This window comes from Natronosalvus sp. KLKA75 (genome assembly GCF_059736265.1).
Genome location: NZ_CM185522.1, coordinates 1,444,365 through 1,459,935 on the forward strand (window position 1 = coordinate 1,444,365; position 15,571 = coordinate 1,459,935).

Annotated in this window: 11 protein-coding genes; 4 read left to right on the top strand and 7 right to left on the bottom strand. The window is 65.3% G+C overall.

The annotated features are described in order from the left end of the window. The first annotated feature begins 72 nt into the window (after positions 1–72). Positions 73–558, top strand: a complete 486-nt coding sequence (locus tag AC6I65_RS06995; protein WP_497901212.1) for an 8-oxo-dGTP diphosphatase — start codon at positions 73–75, stop codon at positions 556–558. 24 nt (positions 559–582) lie between these two features. On the opposite strand, the gene AC6I65_RS07000 is transcribed toward AC6I65_RS06995, so the two are convergent. The 7 genes from AC6I65_RS07000 to phnD form a co-directional block, all read right to left on the bottom strand. Further along, entirely contained in the window at positions 583–1,845 is a 1,263-nt protein-coding gene (locus AC6I65_RS07000; RefSeq protein WP_497901213.1) for a sulfite oxidase, read from the bottom strand. 112 nt (positions 1,846–1,957) lie between these two features. After that, positions 1,958–2,929, bottom strand: coding sequence for a quinone oxidoreductase family protein (locus tag AC6I65_RS07005; protein WP_497901214.1), 972 nt, complete (start codon positions 2,927–2,929; stop codon positions 1,958–1,960). 94 nt (positions 2,930–3,023) lie between these two features. Further along, the gene (locus AC6I65_RS07010; protein ID WP_497901215.1) at positions 3,024–3,812 is read right to left on the bottom strand and encodes an HAD-IIA family hydrolase; all 789 of its coding nucleotides are present in this window, start codon (positions 3,810–3,812) and stop codon (positions 3,024–3,026) included. 19 nt (positions 3,813–3,831) lie between these two features. Further along, positions 3,832–4,644, bottom strand: a complete 813-nt coding sequence (gene phnE / locus AC6I65_RS07015) for a phosphonate ABC transporter, permease protein PhnE (RefSeq protein ID WP_497901216.1) — start codon at positions 4,642–4,644, stop codon at positions 3,832–3,834. Next, the gene (gene phnE, locus AC6I65_RS07020) at positions 4,641–5,489 is read right to left on the bottom strand and encodes a phosphonate ABC transporter, permease protein PhnE (RefSeq protein ID WP_497901217.1); all 849 of its coding nucleotides are present in this window, start codon (positions 5,487–5,489) and stop codon (positions 4,641–4,643) included. The genes phnE (AC6I65_RS07015) and phnE (AC6I65_RS07020) overlap by 4 nt, the downstream gene beginning before the upstream one ends. Continuing rightward, complete coding sequence (gene phnC, locus AC6I65_RS07025; protein WP_497901218.1) at positions 5,486–6,322, bottom strand: phosphonate ABC transporter ATP-binding protein; 837 nt, start codon at positions 6,320–6,322, stop codon at positions 5,486–5,488. The genes phnE (AC6I65_RS07020) and phnC overlap by 4 nt, the downstream gene beginning before the upstream one ends. Before the next feature lie 6 nt (positions 6,323–6,328). Then, a complete protein-coding gene (gene phnD / locus AC6I65_RS07030; protein WP_497901219.1) occupies positions 6,329–7,459 on the bottom strand; it encodes a phosphate/phosphite/phosphonate ABC transporter substrate-binding protein in 1,131 nt (376 codons plus the stop codon). 261 nt (positions 7,460–7,720) lie between these two features. On the opposite strand from phnD, the gene AC6I65_RS07035 reads away from it, so the two are divergent. The 3 genes from AC6I65_RS07035 to gltB all read left to right on the top strand — a co-directional run bounded on the left by AC6I65_RS07035 (position 7,721) and on the right by gltB (position 15,529). Continuing rightward, positions 7,721–8,842 carry a Cdc6/Cdc18 family protein gene (locus tag AC6I65_RS07035; RefSeq protein WP_497901220.1) on the top strand — a complete coding sequence of 374 codons (1,122 nt, stop codon included), beginning with the start codon at positions 7,721–7,723 and terminating at the stop codon, positions 8,840–8,842. 134 nt (positions 8,843–8,976) lie between these two features. Continuing rightward, complete coding sequence (gene proS, locus AC6I65_RS07040; RefSeq protein WP_497901221.1) at positions 8,977–10,464, top strand: proline--tRNA ligase; 1,488 nt, start codon at positions 8,977–8,979, stop codon at positions 10,462–10,464. Between the two features lie 511 nt (positions 10,465–10,975). Next, on the top strand, positions 10,976–15,529 hold the full coding sequence (gltB, locus tag AC6I65_RS07045; RefSeq protein ID WP_497901222.1) for a glutamate synthase large subunit: 4,554 nt from the start codon (positions 10,976–10,978) through the stop codon (positions 15,527–15,529). Positions 15,530–15,571 lie beyond the last annotated feature (42 nt).

A 15,571-nucleotide genomic window follows, 5' to 3' on the forward strand; every position in this document is an offset into this window, starting at 1 on the left:
ACCTCGGGGTGAAACGAAGCCTCAGCCGCAGCGGACCACACCAGTTTTGTCCGCACAGTCGAACCCTCGAGCATGATCGAGGCGACGCTCTGTTTCGTCCTGGACGGCGACGAGGTACTCCTCATCGAGAAGCGACGTGGACTCGGCGAGGGGTGGTACAACGGACCCGGCGGCAAACTCGAGGACGGCGAGACGCCGCGTGAGTGCGCTGTTCGCGAGGTTCGCGAGGAGGTCGGCCTCGAGCTCCCCCTCGAGGCGCTCGAGCAGGCCGGCGAGCTCACGTTCACCCTCGACGGGGAGGTTCACACGGTCTGTCACGTGTTCCGAACGGAGACCTACGACGGCGAACCGGTGGCGACCGAGGAGGCCCACCCCGAGTGGGTTTCAGTCGAGGACGTGCCGTACGACAGCATGTGGGAGGACGATCACCTCTGGCTACCCGCGGTGCTCGAGGGCGATACCGTCGAGGGAACCTTCGCATTCGAGGGTGGACGACCACTCGACGAAGCCGAGTTCGTCGACTACGATCTCGAGCGCGGCGCGTCGCTCGAGGAGTGACCGCGTCGGCGCACACGATTCGGATTATTCGCTGACGTCCCGGTCGTCGGCACGGACCTCGACGACCACGCTGTTCGGTTCGTAGGCGTTCGCGGCGTACCCGCCCTCGTTCCAGGGATACTCGTCGGTCTCGAGGGCGTCGCGCCAGGCTTCCGGTCCGGAGATTCGCGCCGGCTGTCGTCGGCCCAGGTCGTCGGCGGCGCGCGACAGCAGGGTGTGGCTGCCCGGACCAGCGTCCCAGTCGTACCGGAAGAGTCGCCACGCGCCCGCGTAGTCGGGGCCGAACAGTTCTGCATCGTTCCAGGTCTCGCCGCCGTCCGTGGAGACCTCGACGCGGTCGACCGCGTCGTCGCCCGCCCAGGCGACGCCGCGCACCTCGACCGTCTCGTCCGGACGTACGCCGACGGGTGATTCCCCGGACGGGGCGCCGATCAGCGACATTACGTTCGCGTCGAACGTGTACGGGTGCTCGACAGCTCCCTCGAGCTGGGCCCACGTATCGTACGTGTCGACCGTCTCGTTCTCGTCCGGTTCGCTTCCCTGGGGATAGATGCGATAGGATTCCTGTTGCCAGTGGGCGTGTTCTCCGGGACGCTCGAGGCTCCCCTCGGTCACCATCGAGTCCATGACGCGGAGTTCCTCGACCCACTTGACGTTGTTGACGCCGTACCAGCCGGGAACGATCAGGCGAACGGGGTAGCCGTGTTCTCGCGGCAGCGGGTCGCCGTTCATCTCGTACGCCAGCAAGCAGTCGTCGAGGGCCTTCTCGAGCGGAATCGACCGAGCGAACACGTCGTCGCCGTCCGAGGGGTCGCCGCCGACCGTCGTGAGCCACTGCCCGTCGGCCGCTCTCACGCCGTGATCGCGGAGAATCGAACTCACTGGAGTCCCAGTCCAGAGGGAGGTGGCTGCAGCCTCGCAGTCCCACTGGACGCTGCCCGTCTCGGGTCGGTGCTGGCCGCGCCCGTTGCCGGCACACTCCATCGTGTGTGCGACCGCCACGCGCGGATACTCGTCTCGGATGTCGGCCATCGAAAGTTCCCCGTCGAGCCTCCCGGTGAGCGAGACGGTCCACGCGTCGGCGTCGGCGTCCGGAATGTCGTTCCGGTGGCAGACGAAGTGCTCCTCGATCGGCGTGAGCCAGTTCGCGAACGTGCGTCGGCTCGCGGCCCCGAGGACGGTGTACTTGTCGGCTTCGTCTCTCGTCTCCGCGACGCCGCCCGCCTTCTGCTCAACAATCGCGTCGATTTCGCTGTGACGGGCCTCTCGAGGGCGTTCCGTGGCCATAGGTGAGTGGCCCACAGGCAGCACAAAATAGCTATCACTCGCCATCCGAGGTTCACCGATTCGTCCTCTCGAATCGTCGGCTCATCGTCTCGAGTCGACGACCGCGTGCTGCTCAGGGAATCAGCACGACCTTCCCCACACTCTTTCGATCCTCGATGAACTGGTGGGCTTCGCTCGTGTCCTCGAGCGCGAACGTCTCCCCAACGATTACCTCGAGGTCTCCATCGGCCAACCCCCGGGTCAGGTCGGGAACCGCCCGCATGATCCGCTTCGGGTCGTGACGGGACGCCTGTCCGAGATGGAATCCAATGACTGACTTGTTCTCGAAGAGCAGGCGCCGGTTCTCGGCGCTCGCGGGCACGCCGCTCGCCACGCCGTAGGTGACCAGCCGACCGAAGTGCGCGAGGGCGTCGAGGCTCCGGTCGAACACGTCGTCGCCGACGCTCTCGAGGACGAGGTCGACGCCCTCGCCGTCGGTCGCCTCCTCGACGGGGTCGCGGAAGTCGACCTCCGTGTACTGGATCGGGTGGTCACAGCCCAGCTCGGCCGCCAGCTCGAGTTTCTCCTCGGTGCTCGCCGTGCCGAAGACTTCCGCGCCGGCTCGTGAAGCCAGCTGGACGGCCGCCGTGCCGACGCCGCCCGCCGCGGCCTGGATCAGGACGGACTCGCCCTCCTCGAGGCCGCCCCACTCGAACAGACAGGAGTGGGCGGTCAGGAACTGGACGGGGAAGCCGGCGGCTTCCTCGAAGCTCATCCCGTCGGGGATGGGCAGGAGCATCTGCGCGTTGGCGGTGGCGTACTCGGCGTATCCGCCCCCGCCGAGCATGCCGACCACGCGGTCGCCTTCCTCGAGGTCGACGCCTTCACCTGCGGCGTCGACGGTTCCGGCGGCTTCCATCCCGGGGACGTACGGCGGTTCCGGCCCACCCGGATACACGCCGCGTCGCTGCATGACGTCCGCGAAGTTGATCCCCGCGGCCTCGACAAAAATTCTGACTTCGCCCGGTCCTGGCTCAGGTCGTTTGCGATCCGCGGTCTGGAGGACACCACTGTCACCGTATTCGGTAACTTCGATGCTTCGCATACCCCGTCTTCGTGACGGATTTGTAAAAAGGCGAGAGAACCGGAAGAAACGGCCTCGCGGTTCCTCATCGCGACCCGGGCAGAGAGCGAGCGGGTCACCCGCCGGCGGAGAGCAGTTCCGGCAGGTCGGCGATCGAATCGAGGACGTGGTTCGGTTCGTACCGTGCACTCGAGAGGTCGGTCCTGTCGCTCGCCCCCGTGAGCACGAGCGCGGTCGCCATCCCCGATCGGGCCCCCATCTCGACGTCGGTCTCGAGGCGGTCGCCGACGAGCAGGCACCGTTCGGGGGTGCAGTCCATCCTCGCCATCGCGATCTCGACCGCTGTGGGCGACGGCTTTCCGAGCACGCGGTCGAGCGATCGACCGGTAACGCCCTCGATCGCGCCGATCATTCCGGCGGCGTCGGGAATCTCCCCGTCCTCGACCGGACACGTGCGGTCGGGATTGGTCGCGACGAACGGCGTCTCGTCGTCGAGGGCCTCGAGTGCCAGCCGGAGCGTCTCGTAGTCGAACGACCGGTCCATCGACGCGACGACGATCTCCGTCTGCCGGGGATCTTCCGTCACGGTGATGCCGGCGTCCTCGAGTTCGGCAACGAGCGGGCGCTCGCCGACGACCAGCGCTGGCCGACCTGGATGGTTCGCCCCGAGCCACTCAGCGGTGATGGCTGCCGAGTTGAGCACGTCATCGTCGTCGGTCGGAATACCGAACGCGGTCAGCCGGTCGGCGTACTCTGGCGGCCGCTTCGTGGGGTTGTTCGAGAGGAACAGGACGCTCGAACCGGATGCTCGAGCGCGCTCGATCGCGGCCGTCGCTCCAGGAATGAGTCGGTCACCCCGATAGACGGTTCCGTCGAGGTCGAAGATGATGCCGTCGTAGTGCATGCGGAGAGAAAAAGTGGGGTCAGCGCACCTTCGACCGAAGGTACGCCGAGATCAGCTCGCTCACGATGACGACCGCGAGGATGGCGATGAGAATCGTCAACACGCGGTGCCAGTCGAGAAAGTCGATGCTGTTCTGGAGTTCCATGCCGATGCCGCCCGCACCGACGAAGCCGATGATCGTGCTCGACCGGACGTTGATGTCCCAGCGGTAGACCGACACCCCGACGAACGCCGGCTTCACCTGCGGGACGATCCCATACAGCAACGTCTGCGTTCTGCTCGCGCCGGTCGCGCGAACGGCCTCGACCTGCGTCGGATTGATCTCCTCGATCTCCTCCGCGATGAGCTTCGCGACGAATCCGATCGACCGGAAGCCGACCGCCAGGACGCCGGCGAGCGCGCTCGTTCCGAACAGGATTACGAAGATGATCGCCCAGATGATGACGTTCACCGAGCGCGAGGCGACGATGAGGAACTTTCCGAGCAGGTAGGTCGCCCGGTTCGGCGTGGTGTTCTCCGCCCCGATAAACGCGACGGGGAGCGCTAGCAGGATCGCGAGGCCCGTCCCGAGAACGGCAATGTTGATGGTCTCGAGCAGCGGACCGACGATTTCGTTGGCGTACGCGGCGTCCGGCGGATACATTCGGTTGAGGAGGTCCCGAACGGACTCCGGGGCCGTCTCGAGGTACTCGTACCGGACGTTTAGTGCCCGCCAGGAGATCGCAACGACGACGAACGTGACGAGCAGACCGACGTACCGGACGAATCGCCGCTTCCGACCCCTGGTGTCCCACGCCGTCGAGGTATCGGACCCCATCGGTTGATCGGTCATTGTATCCGCCTCCGAATGTAGACGCTCATTGCCTCACCGACGAGGACGACTGCGATGATGGCCATGATGATCGCGATCGCGAAGTCGTACTCGTAGCGGTCGAAGGCGTTGAGCAGCGTCGTCCCGATGCCGCCCGCGCCGACGATGCCGATGATCGTACTCGCCCGAATGTTGATGTCCCAGCGGTAGATCCCCAGCCCCGCGATTCGGGGGATCACCTGGGGATAGACGCCGTACAGCAGGACTTGCAGCGGCGATCCACCGACCGCCCTGATGGCGTCGCGTTGTCCTTCGTCGATGTCCTCCAGGTCTTCGGCGAGCAACTTCGAGTAGAATCCCGGCGTGGCGAACACCAGCGCGATCACACCGGCGAGCGGGCCGATCCCGACGGCCATGACCGCGAGGATGCCGAGCACGAGCTCGTGGAGCGCCCGCGACACCGAGACGATTCCCCGCCCGACGTAGTAGACCGGTCGAGGAACGAGGTTCTCGGCGGCCATCACCGCGATCGGGATGCTGATGATGACGCCGACGAACGTGGCAACGATCGACATCGCCATGCTCTCTATCATTCCGCGGTAGATGAGCTCGCGCTTTCGTGGCCCGAAGTTCGGCGGGTACATCCCCTCGGCGAGACTCGTTGCAGCCTCGTAACCGGACACGAACCGATCGATGCCGATCCGCATCTCCCAGATACTCCAGAGAACGAATCCGGTGATAACCAGGTAGACGGCGTACTTCACCGCGGCGTTGTAGAACACCGTCGGCCGCTCCCACGTACCGGGGTAGCCTCCGTCGGTGCACAGGTCCTCGCTCGTGCGGTCCCCGTTTGTCCCGCTACTCATACGTCTCTGGTCGGGCTCTTGTCCGGCGCGTGCTCGTCAGTGATTGCGGACCCCGGTTCGCTCGAAATCTGACCGTCAGCATCGCGGTGGTCGTTATTCTCACCGCGGTAGATGACGTCGCGCGCGCCCTCGTCGACGGCTTCGGGACCGCCCTGGAAGACGATCTCGCCGTCGTGGAGGCCGACGACGCGGTCGGCGTACTCGAGCGCGAGTTCGACCTCGTGAATGTTGATGAGCACCGGAATCGACTCCTCTCGAGCGATCTCCGTCAGGAGGTCCATGACGGCTCGAGACGTGTCCGGATCGAGGCTCGACGTCGGTTCGTCCGCGAGCATGATCTTCGGGCGCTGGACGACCGCGCGGGCGATGCCGACGCGCTGTCGCTGGCCGCCCGAGAGCTCGTCCGCTCGCTTGTCCTCCATCCCGGCGAGACCGACCCGGTCGAGGGTTTCGTACGCGTGCTGTACGTCCTCCTCGGGGAAGTTCCGACGGAACGCGTTCCAGTTGCTGAGGTAGCCGAGCCGGCCGGAGAGGACGTTCTCCATGACGGTGAGGCGCTCGACGAGTCCGTACTCCTGGAAGATCATCCCGATGTCTCGGCGCGTTTCCCGCAGATCCCGCTTCGACAGCTCGGTCAACTCGGTGTCGTCGAGCCACACTTCCCCGTCGGTCGGCTCCGTCAGTCGATTGATACACCGGATGAGCGTACTCTTTCCGGCGCCGCTGGGGCCGATGATTGCGACGACTTCGTTCCCCGACACTTCCATCGAGGCGCTCTTCAGCGCGTGATCTCCGGTCGGATACGTCTTGTCCAGATCGACTACTTTGAGCATCGGGTATTATGCTTCGTCTTCCTCGTAATCGACGCCGTTGACCTGGTGGTTGACGAGGATGTCGTGATAGTGGGTCGCGTAATCGATCTCTACCCACGTCCCGCGCCCTTCGAACTCCTCGGCGATCTCCGTGTCCTGGTAGTCGTATTCGAGGAACGCCCGCTCGATACCCTCCTGGATGTCGGGGTGGAGGTTGTAACGGTAGCAGAATGAGGTCGTCGGGAACGGGGCGCTCGCCCAGATGCACTTGATCTCCGAAGCCTCGACGTCGCCACGCTCCGCGACGCGGGCGTAGCAGGTGCTACAGATCGGCGCGACGTCGTAGTCGCCGTGGTAGATGCCCGCGGCGCTGTTCTCGTGACTGCCGGAGAACTCGATCTCGTAGTCCTCGCCGGGGGTCACGCCAGCATCGGTGAAGAGCGCGTTCGGCGCGAGGTGACCCGAGTTCGACGACTGGCTGGTGTGAGCGACGCTCTTGCCGGCCAGGTCATCGAGTTCGGTGATTTCGTCGTTGTCGGCCTGCGTGATGACCCACAGCCGGTAGCCGAACTCCTCTTCGCCGACCTGAATGCTGAACGGGACGGCGCCCGAGTTGTTGACTGCGAACGGCGTCGACCCGGTGGAGAAACCGGCGACGTGCAGGCGCTCGTTGCGCATCGTCTCGATCTGGGCTGCGTAGGACTGGAGCGGGTTGTTGACGACTTCCTTGCCGGTCTCTTCCGCGATGTTCTCGAGCAGCGGGTCGAGTACGCCTTCGAAGACGGTCGGATCCTCTGTGGGAACCATCGCGAAGTCGAGCGTGTCGGGATCGATCCACTCGCTCTCGTCGTCTGGCGTTTCCCGTGGTGGACTGCCGTAGACGGGTTCGTCTCGCTCCTCGAAGTTGTCGAGCTCCTCGAGGGCCCCGGTTTCGAAGCTGTGCTCCATCAGCGTCGAAGTTAGCTGCGGGAATTCGGGGTCGAGCGGGTCGAATTCGGGGTAGTCGCCCTGGCTCGAGTCGTTTCCGTTTCCGTTTCCGTCGCCGTTGCCGTCGTCTTCGTCGCCATTTCCACTCAAGCAACCGGCGAGCGTTGCACCACAGCACGCACACGCCGCCCCTTTCAAAAATCGTCGCCGGGATTCATCGCTAGATGCCATAGTGGCAGTAAATATAATGGAACCTAATAAATATGCACCATCCTACGGTCCATTTTGTATGATCCAGTTTCCCTCGTACGGACACAATCTATACTAGCGTTAACTCAATTCTATTCCGAGTACAGAACATTCGTACACTCAGGGCGAATCGTCCCGTTGCTACTCTCACAGTCCTTTTCGTGATCGATAGTCACCCGTCACTCGTAAAGAAGTAGGCAGTAGCCGAAACACTTACTTGATGCAGGTTTTGTACTGATATCAATGGAGTTGTGGGAACGAGTCGACCGTCGGATATCTGACGATCGAAACCGGCTACTCGTCGACGAAGCCGCGCTGAATCCGGCGATCCACCCCGAGCAACCCACCGGTCACGGAGCGAGTGCAGAACGACTGCTCGACGTACTCGAGCCGGCGTTCGACGGGTCGCTCCCACCGTCCTGTCGGGTGTACGGACCACCGGGATCCGGCAAGTCAGTGCTCGTTTCGAGCCTGTTTCGCCTGCTTCGCGAGCGGTTCTCGCCCAGCGACGCGCCCATCGTCACCACCACCCGAACGGCTGTCGTCCCGCGCACGGAGTTCGTCTACGTCGACGCACGCGGGTCGAGTACGTTCGACGTCCTTCGAGACTTGCTCGATGCGCTTACCGTCGAACCGACGCCGAAGCGCGGAATCGGTTTCGACGAGCTCGAACGGCGGGTAGCGGACGCGATGACGACCGCGGAACGAACGGTTCTCGCTCTCGACCACGTCGACGAATCGCACGTGGAGGCGATTCGGAGCCGACTCCCCGCGAACGCGTCACTGGCGACGATCACGGTCGGTCGACGACCGCTAGAGGGCGTCGATAACACGGTTCGAGTTCCAGCCTACTCCACCGAAACGCTCCTCGACATTCTCTTCGCCCGGGCGTCGACTGCGCTCGCCTCCAACGGATTCGAGTACGCGCTTGTCCGCGAAATCGGGGACTGGGCGGCTGGCGACGCGACGAGAGCGCTCACTGCGCTGTACGCCGCCGCGATTTTCGCCGAACGAGACGGGGCGACGAGCGTCGGCACCGAACACGTCGACGAGGCGGTCGAAACCACGCCCGACCGGTGCGTCCACGTCGAGACGCTCACGTCGCTACACGATAGCAAGCGGATCGTCCTCGACCGGTTCGTCGAACTGGGCCTCACGAGTACGGGAATCGACGACACGGCCGTGACGCTCGCCGCAGACGTCGACCTCTCCGCGGAAACCGTCAAGCGACACCTCTACGAGCTGGCCCAGCGCGGCGTATTCGAGCGCGTTCGAACCGACGGCACTGGCGTCGGGCGGCCGTCGACCAGACTGGTCCCTCGGTTCTCACCGGTCGTGTACCGCCGCATTCGAGGCCGGGGTTGACGGTATACGTCCCGCCAACGCGTCATCGACGGCCGACACAGCCGTGATCCACGTCGATACGCGGCCGCCGGTCCCGTGTCACCCGACGCCGTACCTTCGCATCGTTTAAGAGCGCGCTGGCAGACTGTCGAGGTATGAGCGAAGAATCACAGGAACTCGGAATCACCGAGTCCAAGAATCATCGACCCGGCGAGTGGTACGCCGAGGTCGTACAGAAGGCCGGCCTGGCGGACTACGCCCCCATGGGCGGCTTCATCGTCATGAAACCCCGCGGGTACGCGCTGTGGGAGACCCTCCAGGACACCCTCGACGGCTGGTTCAAGGAGACTGGCGTCACGAACGCCTACTTCCCCCTGTTCATCCCCGAGAGCTACCTCGAGCGCGAGAAGGACATCGTCGAGGGATTCGACCCCGAGGTGGCGTGGGTCACCCACGGTGGGCACAACGAACTCGAGGAGCGCCTCGCCGTCCGCCCCACCAGCGAGTCGATCATCGCGCCGTTCATGGCCGAGTGGACCCGCAGCCACCGCGACCTCCCCATGCGGCTCAACCAGTGGTGCTCGGTCGTTCGGTGGGAGGCGACGGACACGAAGCCGTTCTTCCGCACGAAGGAGTTCCTCTGGCAGGAGGGCCACACTGCCCACGAGACCGACCAGGGAGCCTGGGAGGAGGTCTGGACCCGCCTCGAGCAGTACGAACGCGTCTACGAGGAACTGTTCGCCATCCCCGTCCTGAAGGGGAAGAAGCCCGAACACGACAAGTTCCCCGGCGCCGATACCACGACGACCGTCGAGTGTCTGATGCCCGACGGCAAGTCCGTCCAGGGCGGCACGAGCCACCACCTGGGCCAGAGCTTCGCGGAGGCGTTCGACATCACCTTCGCCGACGAGGACGAGAAGGAGCGGACCGCCTACACGACCTCGTGGGGGCTCTCCTGGCGCGCGCTCGGGGCGCTCATCATGACCCACTCCGACGATCAGGGACTCGTCTTGCCCCCCACCGTCGCGCCCACGCAGGTCGTCATCGTCCCCATCTGGCAGGAGGACACCGAGGAGCAGGTCCTGGGCTACGCGAACGAGGTCGCCGACGAACTCGAGGCCGCGGGCTTCCGCGTCGAACTCGACGACCGCGACGAGCGCAATCCCGGCTTCAAGTTCAACGAACACGAACTCGAAGGCGTTCCTCTCCGGATCGAGATCGGCCCCAACGAGGCCGACGACAGCGAGGTCACGCTGGTCCACCGCCCGGACAACGAGAAGACCGTCGCCGACCGCGAGGGCGTCGCCGACACCGTCGAGGAGCACCTCGACGCAATCTACGAGAAACTGTACGAGGCCGCCCGGAAGACCCTCGAGTCGAACGTGCGAACGGCCGACAGTCCCGAGGAGATCATGGGGACGATCGGGCGCCACGGCGGCTACGTGAAGGTCCCGTGGTGTGGCGACCAGGCCTGCGAGGAGGCCATCAAGGAGAAGGTCTCCGCGGAGATCGTCCTCCAGCCTCTCGCCGAGGAGAGCGCCGAGACCGACGGCGAGGCTGCCGCGCCCGAGGACGAAGACGCCAGTTGTACGGTCTGTGGCGAGCACGCCGACCAGCTGGCGTACTTCGCCAGAACCTACTGATCGAGCGGTCCTCTCCCCTGTTCGTCTCGGAACGTTCTTCCGGTGCCCGTGTGTTCGCGTAGCGGCGCCCTCGAGTCCTCGTCTCCGCGTGGACGGGTGGGCGTGAATATGGGTGTACGACCGTGAGCCAGCGAGTGTCTACAAGCGATAGAGAGCGAACGAGTGCAAAGGAGAGTGAGTGTGAGTGAATGAGTGACTCACCCGAACCTAATCGTTTAGCCCCATAGTGCATATGGCTCCGGCGATGACTATCTATCGTGGTGTGCATCCAGCGGATGGACACTACGTGCCTCTGACACTTTCTCTGGCGACGATTCTCACTGAGCGAGAGCGATGTGACCGCCGGCCGGCCGCGAACCGATTTACCGAGCGTTCAATGCCCCTCCTGCGCCCCTAGTACGCGCTTTCGTATTCTCGTACACCCTTACGGTTTTAATTCCCTAATATGGCATTATAATACCCTTAGTCATAATGGGGTATCCTCTTGTGGGTGTGGGTCACTCGAGTGTGTATGACACAGCCACACAGTGACTCGTCTCACGGCGAGCGGGGCCTCGCCAGCCCCGTAGACGAACGGTCGAACTGCGGTCTCGGCGTCGTTATGGACCTCGACGGCGGAGCGAGCCACGACGTCGTCGCCGACGGCCTCGAACTCCTCGTCAACCTCGAGCATCGGGGCACCACCGGCGCCGAAGCGAACACCGGCGACGGCGCGGGGATCGTGCTCCAGACGCCGGACGCCTTCTTCCGCGACGAACTCACAGTCGACCTGCCGCCGCAGTACGCCGCCGGATCGATCTTCCTCCCACAGGAAGACGCCGCCCGCGAGGCGCTCGTCGACCTCCTCGAGGACACCCTCTCCGAGTACGGACTCGAGACCCTCGCCTGGCGAGACGTACCGACGGAAAACGTCGGCCTCGGCGCGACGGCCCTCGAGTCCGAACCCGACGTCTGGCAGGTGTTCGTCTCGTCGACGGACGAACTGGCCGACGACGACTTCGACCGCCGTCTCTACGTTGCCCGGCGCGCGCTCGAGAACGCGGTCGAGGACGCCGACGTCGACGGGTCCGATCGATTCTACGTCTGCTCACTGGACTCGAAGACGCTCGTCTACAAGGGCCTCCTCAAGGGCGAGCAGGTCGCCGAGTACTACCCCGACCTCGCCGACGAGCGCCTCGAGTCGACGTTCGTGATGGTCCACGAGCGCTTCTCGACGAATACGCTCGGGGCGTGGCACCTCGCTCACCCCTACCGGAATGTCGTCCACAACGGCGAGTTCAACACCATCCAGGGCAACGTCAACTGGATGCGCGCCCGCGAGACGGACCTCGAGAGCGACGTTATAGCCGATCTCGAGGCCGTCAAACCCGTCATCAACGATCCCGACCAGTCCGACACTGCGAGCGTCGACAACGCGGTCGAACTACTGTTGCAGGACGGTCGTGACCTCCCGCACGTACTCCGCATGCTCGTCCCCGAGGCCTGGCGCGGCGACGACCAGATGGATCAGGCGCGCAAGGATTGGTACGACTTCCACGCCTCGCTCGTCGAGCCGTGGGACGGCCCCGCACTCGTCGCGGCGACCGACGGCGAACGCGTCGGCGCCGTTCTCGACCGGAACGGCCTGCGTCCCTGCCGGTACGACGTGACGACCGACAACCGCCTGATCGCCGCCAGCGAGGCCGGAGCGCTCGAGACCCCACCAGAGAAAATCGCCGAGCGCGGGCGGCTCCAGCCCGGCCAACTGTTCCTGGCCGACCCGAACGAGGGCCGGGTTATCCCTGACGAAGAGGTCTTCGACGGCCTCGTCGACGACCGCTACGGCGAGTGGCTCGCCCGCGAACAGGTTCGCGTCGAGGACCTCCTCGAGACGGCCGACCCGGAACCACGCCAGGCCGTCAACGGACTGCGTTCTCACCAGGCCGCGTTCGGCTACACCCACGACGAACTCGAGAATCTGATCGAGCCGATGATGCAGAAGGGCAAGGACCCCATCGGCTCGATGGGCGACGACACGCCGCTGTCGGTGCTCACCGAGTTCAACCGGCCGCTGTTCTCGTACTTCAAACAGCTGTTCGCGCAGGTCACGAACCCGCCGCTCGACTACATCCGCGAGGAGCAGGTCACCTCGCTCGAGTCCCGGCTGGGATTCCAGCGCAACCTGCTCTCGGAGTCGCCCGCCCACGCCCGCCAACTTGTCCTCGACTCGCCCGTCCTCACCGACGCCGAACTCGAGGCGATCCGCGATTGCGAGAAAAACGACGTCACGGCGGGAACGGTCGACGTCACCTACGAGCGCTCAGAAGCCGCCGACAAGCCCGATGGCGAGGCCCTCGAGGCGGCCATCGAGCGCGTTCGCGAGGACACCGTCGCGACAATCGAGGCTGGCAACGACGTCGTGATCCTCTCCGACCGTGACGTCGACGACGACCGCGTCGCGATCCCCAGCCTGCTCGCGATGGGCGCCGTTCACCACCACCTCGTGCGTAACGGCCTGCGCAACCACGCCGGGATCGTGCTCGAGTCGGCCGACCCGCGAACCGTCCATCACGTCGCGACGCTGGTCGGCTACGGCGCCGACGCAATCAACCCCTACCTCGCCTACCAGACCATCGAGGACCTCACGGCCGGCTCCGACGGCGCGGACACTGGCGTCGCCATCGACGCCTACGTCGGCGCGCTCGAGGATGGCCTCCTGAAGATCATGGCCAAGATGGGCATCTCGACGGTCGAGAGCTACCAGGGCGCCCAAATCTTCGAGGCCGTCGGCCTCGACTCGAGCCTGGCCGAGGAGTACTTCGAGGGGACCGAGAACCGCACCGAGGGGATCGGCCTCGCCGAAATCGAAGCAGATTTCCTGGAGCGCCACGAGGCCGCATTCGGCGACGAAGCGACCCTCGACCGCCAGGGCGAGTTCGAGCACCGCTCGGGCGGCATCCACCACCAGTGGAATCCCCAGAGCGTCGGGACGCTCCAGCAGGCCGTTCGATCCGGCGACTACGAGCGCTACCGGGAGTACGCCGAGGGGATCAACGACCAGTCCGCAGACCTGCGGACTCTTCGGGGCCTCCTCGAGTTCGATTCCGACCGCGAGTCGATCCCGCTCGAGGACGTCGAACCCGTCGCCGACATCGTCGGGCGGTTCTCGACGGCCGCGATGAGCCTCGGGAGCCTCTCGCCCGAAGCCCACGAGAACAATTCCGTCGCGATGAACCGCATCGGCGGGAAGAGCAACTCCGGCGAGGGCGGCGAACCGCCCGAACGCTTCGGCACCGAGCGCGAGTGTACCGTCAAGCAGGTCGCCTCGGGCCGCTTCGGCGTCACCAGCACGTACCTCTCGAGCGCGGACGAACTCCAGATCAAGATGGCGCAGGGGTCAAAGCCCGGCGAGGGCGGCCACCTGCCCGGTCAGAAGGTCAACGAGATGATCGCCCACGTGCGAAAATCGACGCCCGGCGTCGGTCTCATCTCACCGCCGCCGCTGCACGACATCTACTCGATCGAGGACCTGAAACAGCTGATCTTCGACCTGAAGGCGGCGAACGAGGACGCCGACATCAACGTCAAACTCGTCTCGGAGGCTGGTATTGGCACCATCGCCGCGGGCGTCGCGAAGGCCAACGCCGACGTGGTCCACATCTCGGGCCACTCCGGCGGCACCGGCGCCTCGCCTCGGACGTCGATCAAGCACGCGGGCCTGCCGTGGGAACTCGGGCTCGCCGAGGCGAACCAGATGCTGTGTGCCACCGGATTGCGAGACCGGATCCGCGTCTCGGCCGACGGCGGGATGAAGACCGGCCGCGACGTGGCCGTCGCCGCCCTGCTCGGCGCCGAGGAGTACGTCTTCGGCACCGCCTCTCTCGTCGCCGAGGGCTGCGTGATGGCTCGTCAGTGTCACAAGAACACCTGCCCGGTCGGCGTCGCCACCCAGCGCGAGGACCTCCGCAAGCGCTTCCCCGGCGAACCCGAGCACGTCATCAACTTCATGACGTTCATCGCCCAGGAACTGCGCGAGATTATGGCCGACCTGGGTTTCGAAACCGTCGAAGAGATGGTCGGGCGCGTGAAGGTCCTCTCCCAGCGCGAGGACGTCGACCACCCGAAGGCCCGAACCGTCGACCTCTCGGCCGTCCTGGCCGAACCCGAAGGCGACGTCCGGACCAAAATTCGGGAACAGGACCACGGCCTCGAGGATCACCTCGACCGAACCCTCATCGAGGAGGCCAGCGCGGCCCTCGAGGACCGGACTCCCCAGACCGTCGAAACCGAGATCAGGAACGTCGACCGCGCCGTCGGCACCATGCTCTCGAACCGGGTGTCGAGCCGCTACGGCGAACCCGGCCTCCCCGAGGATACCCTCACCGTCGACCTCGAGGGCACCGCCGGCCAGAGCTTCGGCGCGTTCCTGGCTCACGGCCTCTCGTTCCACCTCGAGGGGAGCGCGAACGACTACGTCGGCAAAGGCCTCTCGGGCGGGAAACTCACCGTTCGGACGCCCGAAACGGCCGCCTACGAGCCGACCGAGAACGTCGCCATCGGCAACGTCGCGCTCTATGGCGCGACCGGCGGCGAACTGTACGTCAACGGCGTCGCCGGCGAGCGCTTCGCCGTACGCAACTCCGGCGCCAAGGCCGTCGTCGAGGGCGTCGGCGACCACGGCTGTGAGTACATGACCGGTGGCGTCGTCGCCGTCCTCGGCGAGACCGGAACCAACTTCGCCGCGGGGATGTCCGGCGGCGTCGCGTACGTCTTCGACCCCGATGCGGCACTCGAGCACAAGGCCAACACCGGCATGGTCTCGCTCCACGAGGACCTCGACGAGGCCGACGAGGCCATGCTCGAGCGCCTGCTCGAGAACCACGTCGCCTACACCGGTTCCGAGCGCGGGCGGGACCTCCTGGCGAACTGGGAGCGCGCCCTCGAGTCGTTCGTGAAGGTCATGCCCGAAGCCTACCATCAGGCGATCACCGAGGACGGGCGGGACGACGTCCGCGCCGAGCTTCCCGAATCGCCCGCGGTAGGTTCCGAATCCGACTCGCCGGAGTTCGCCACGAGCGACGATTAAGAGGGGCGTGCGAATACTAGCACGACGGTCAGGTGGTGGATG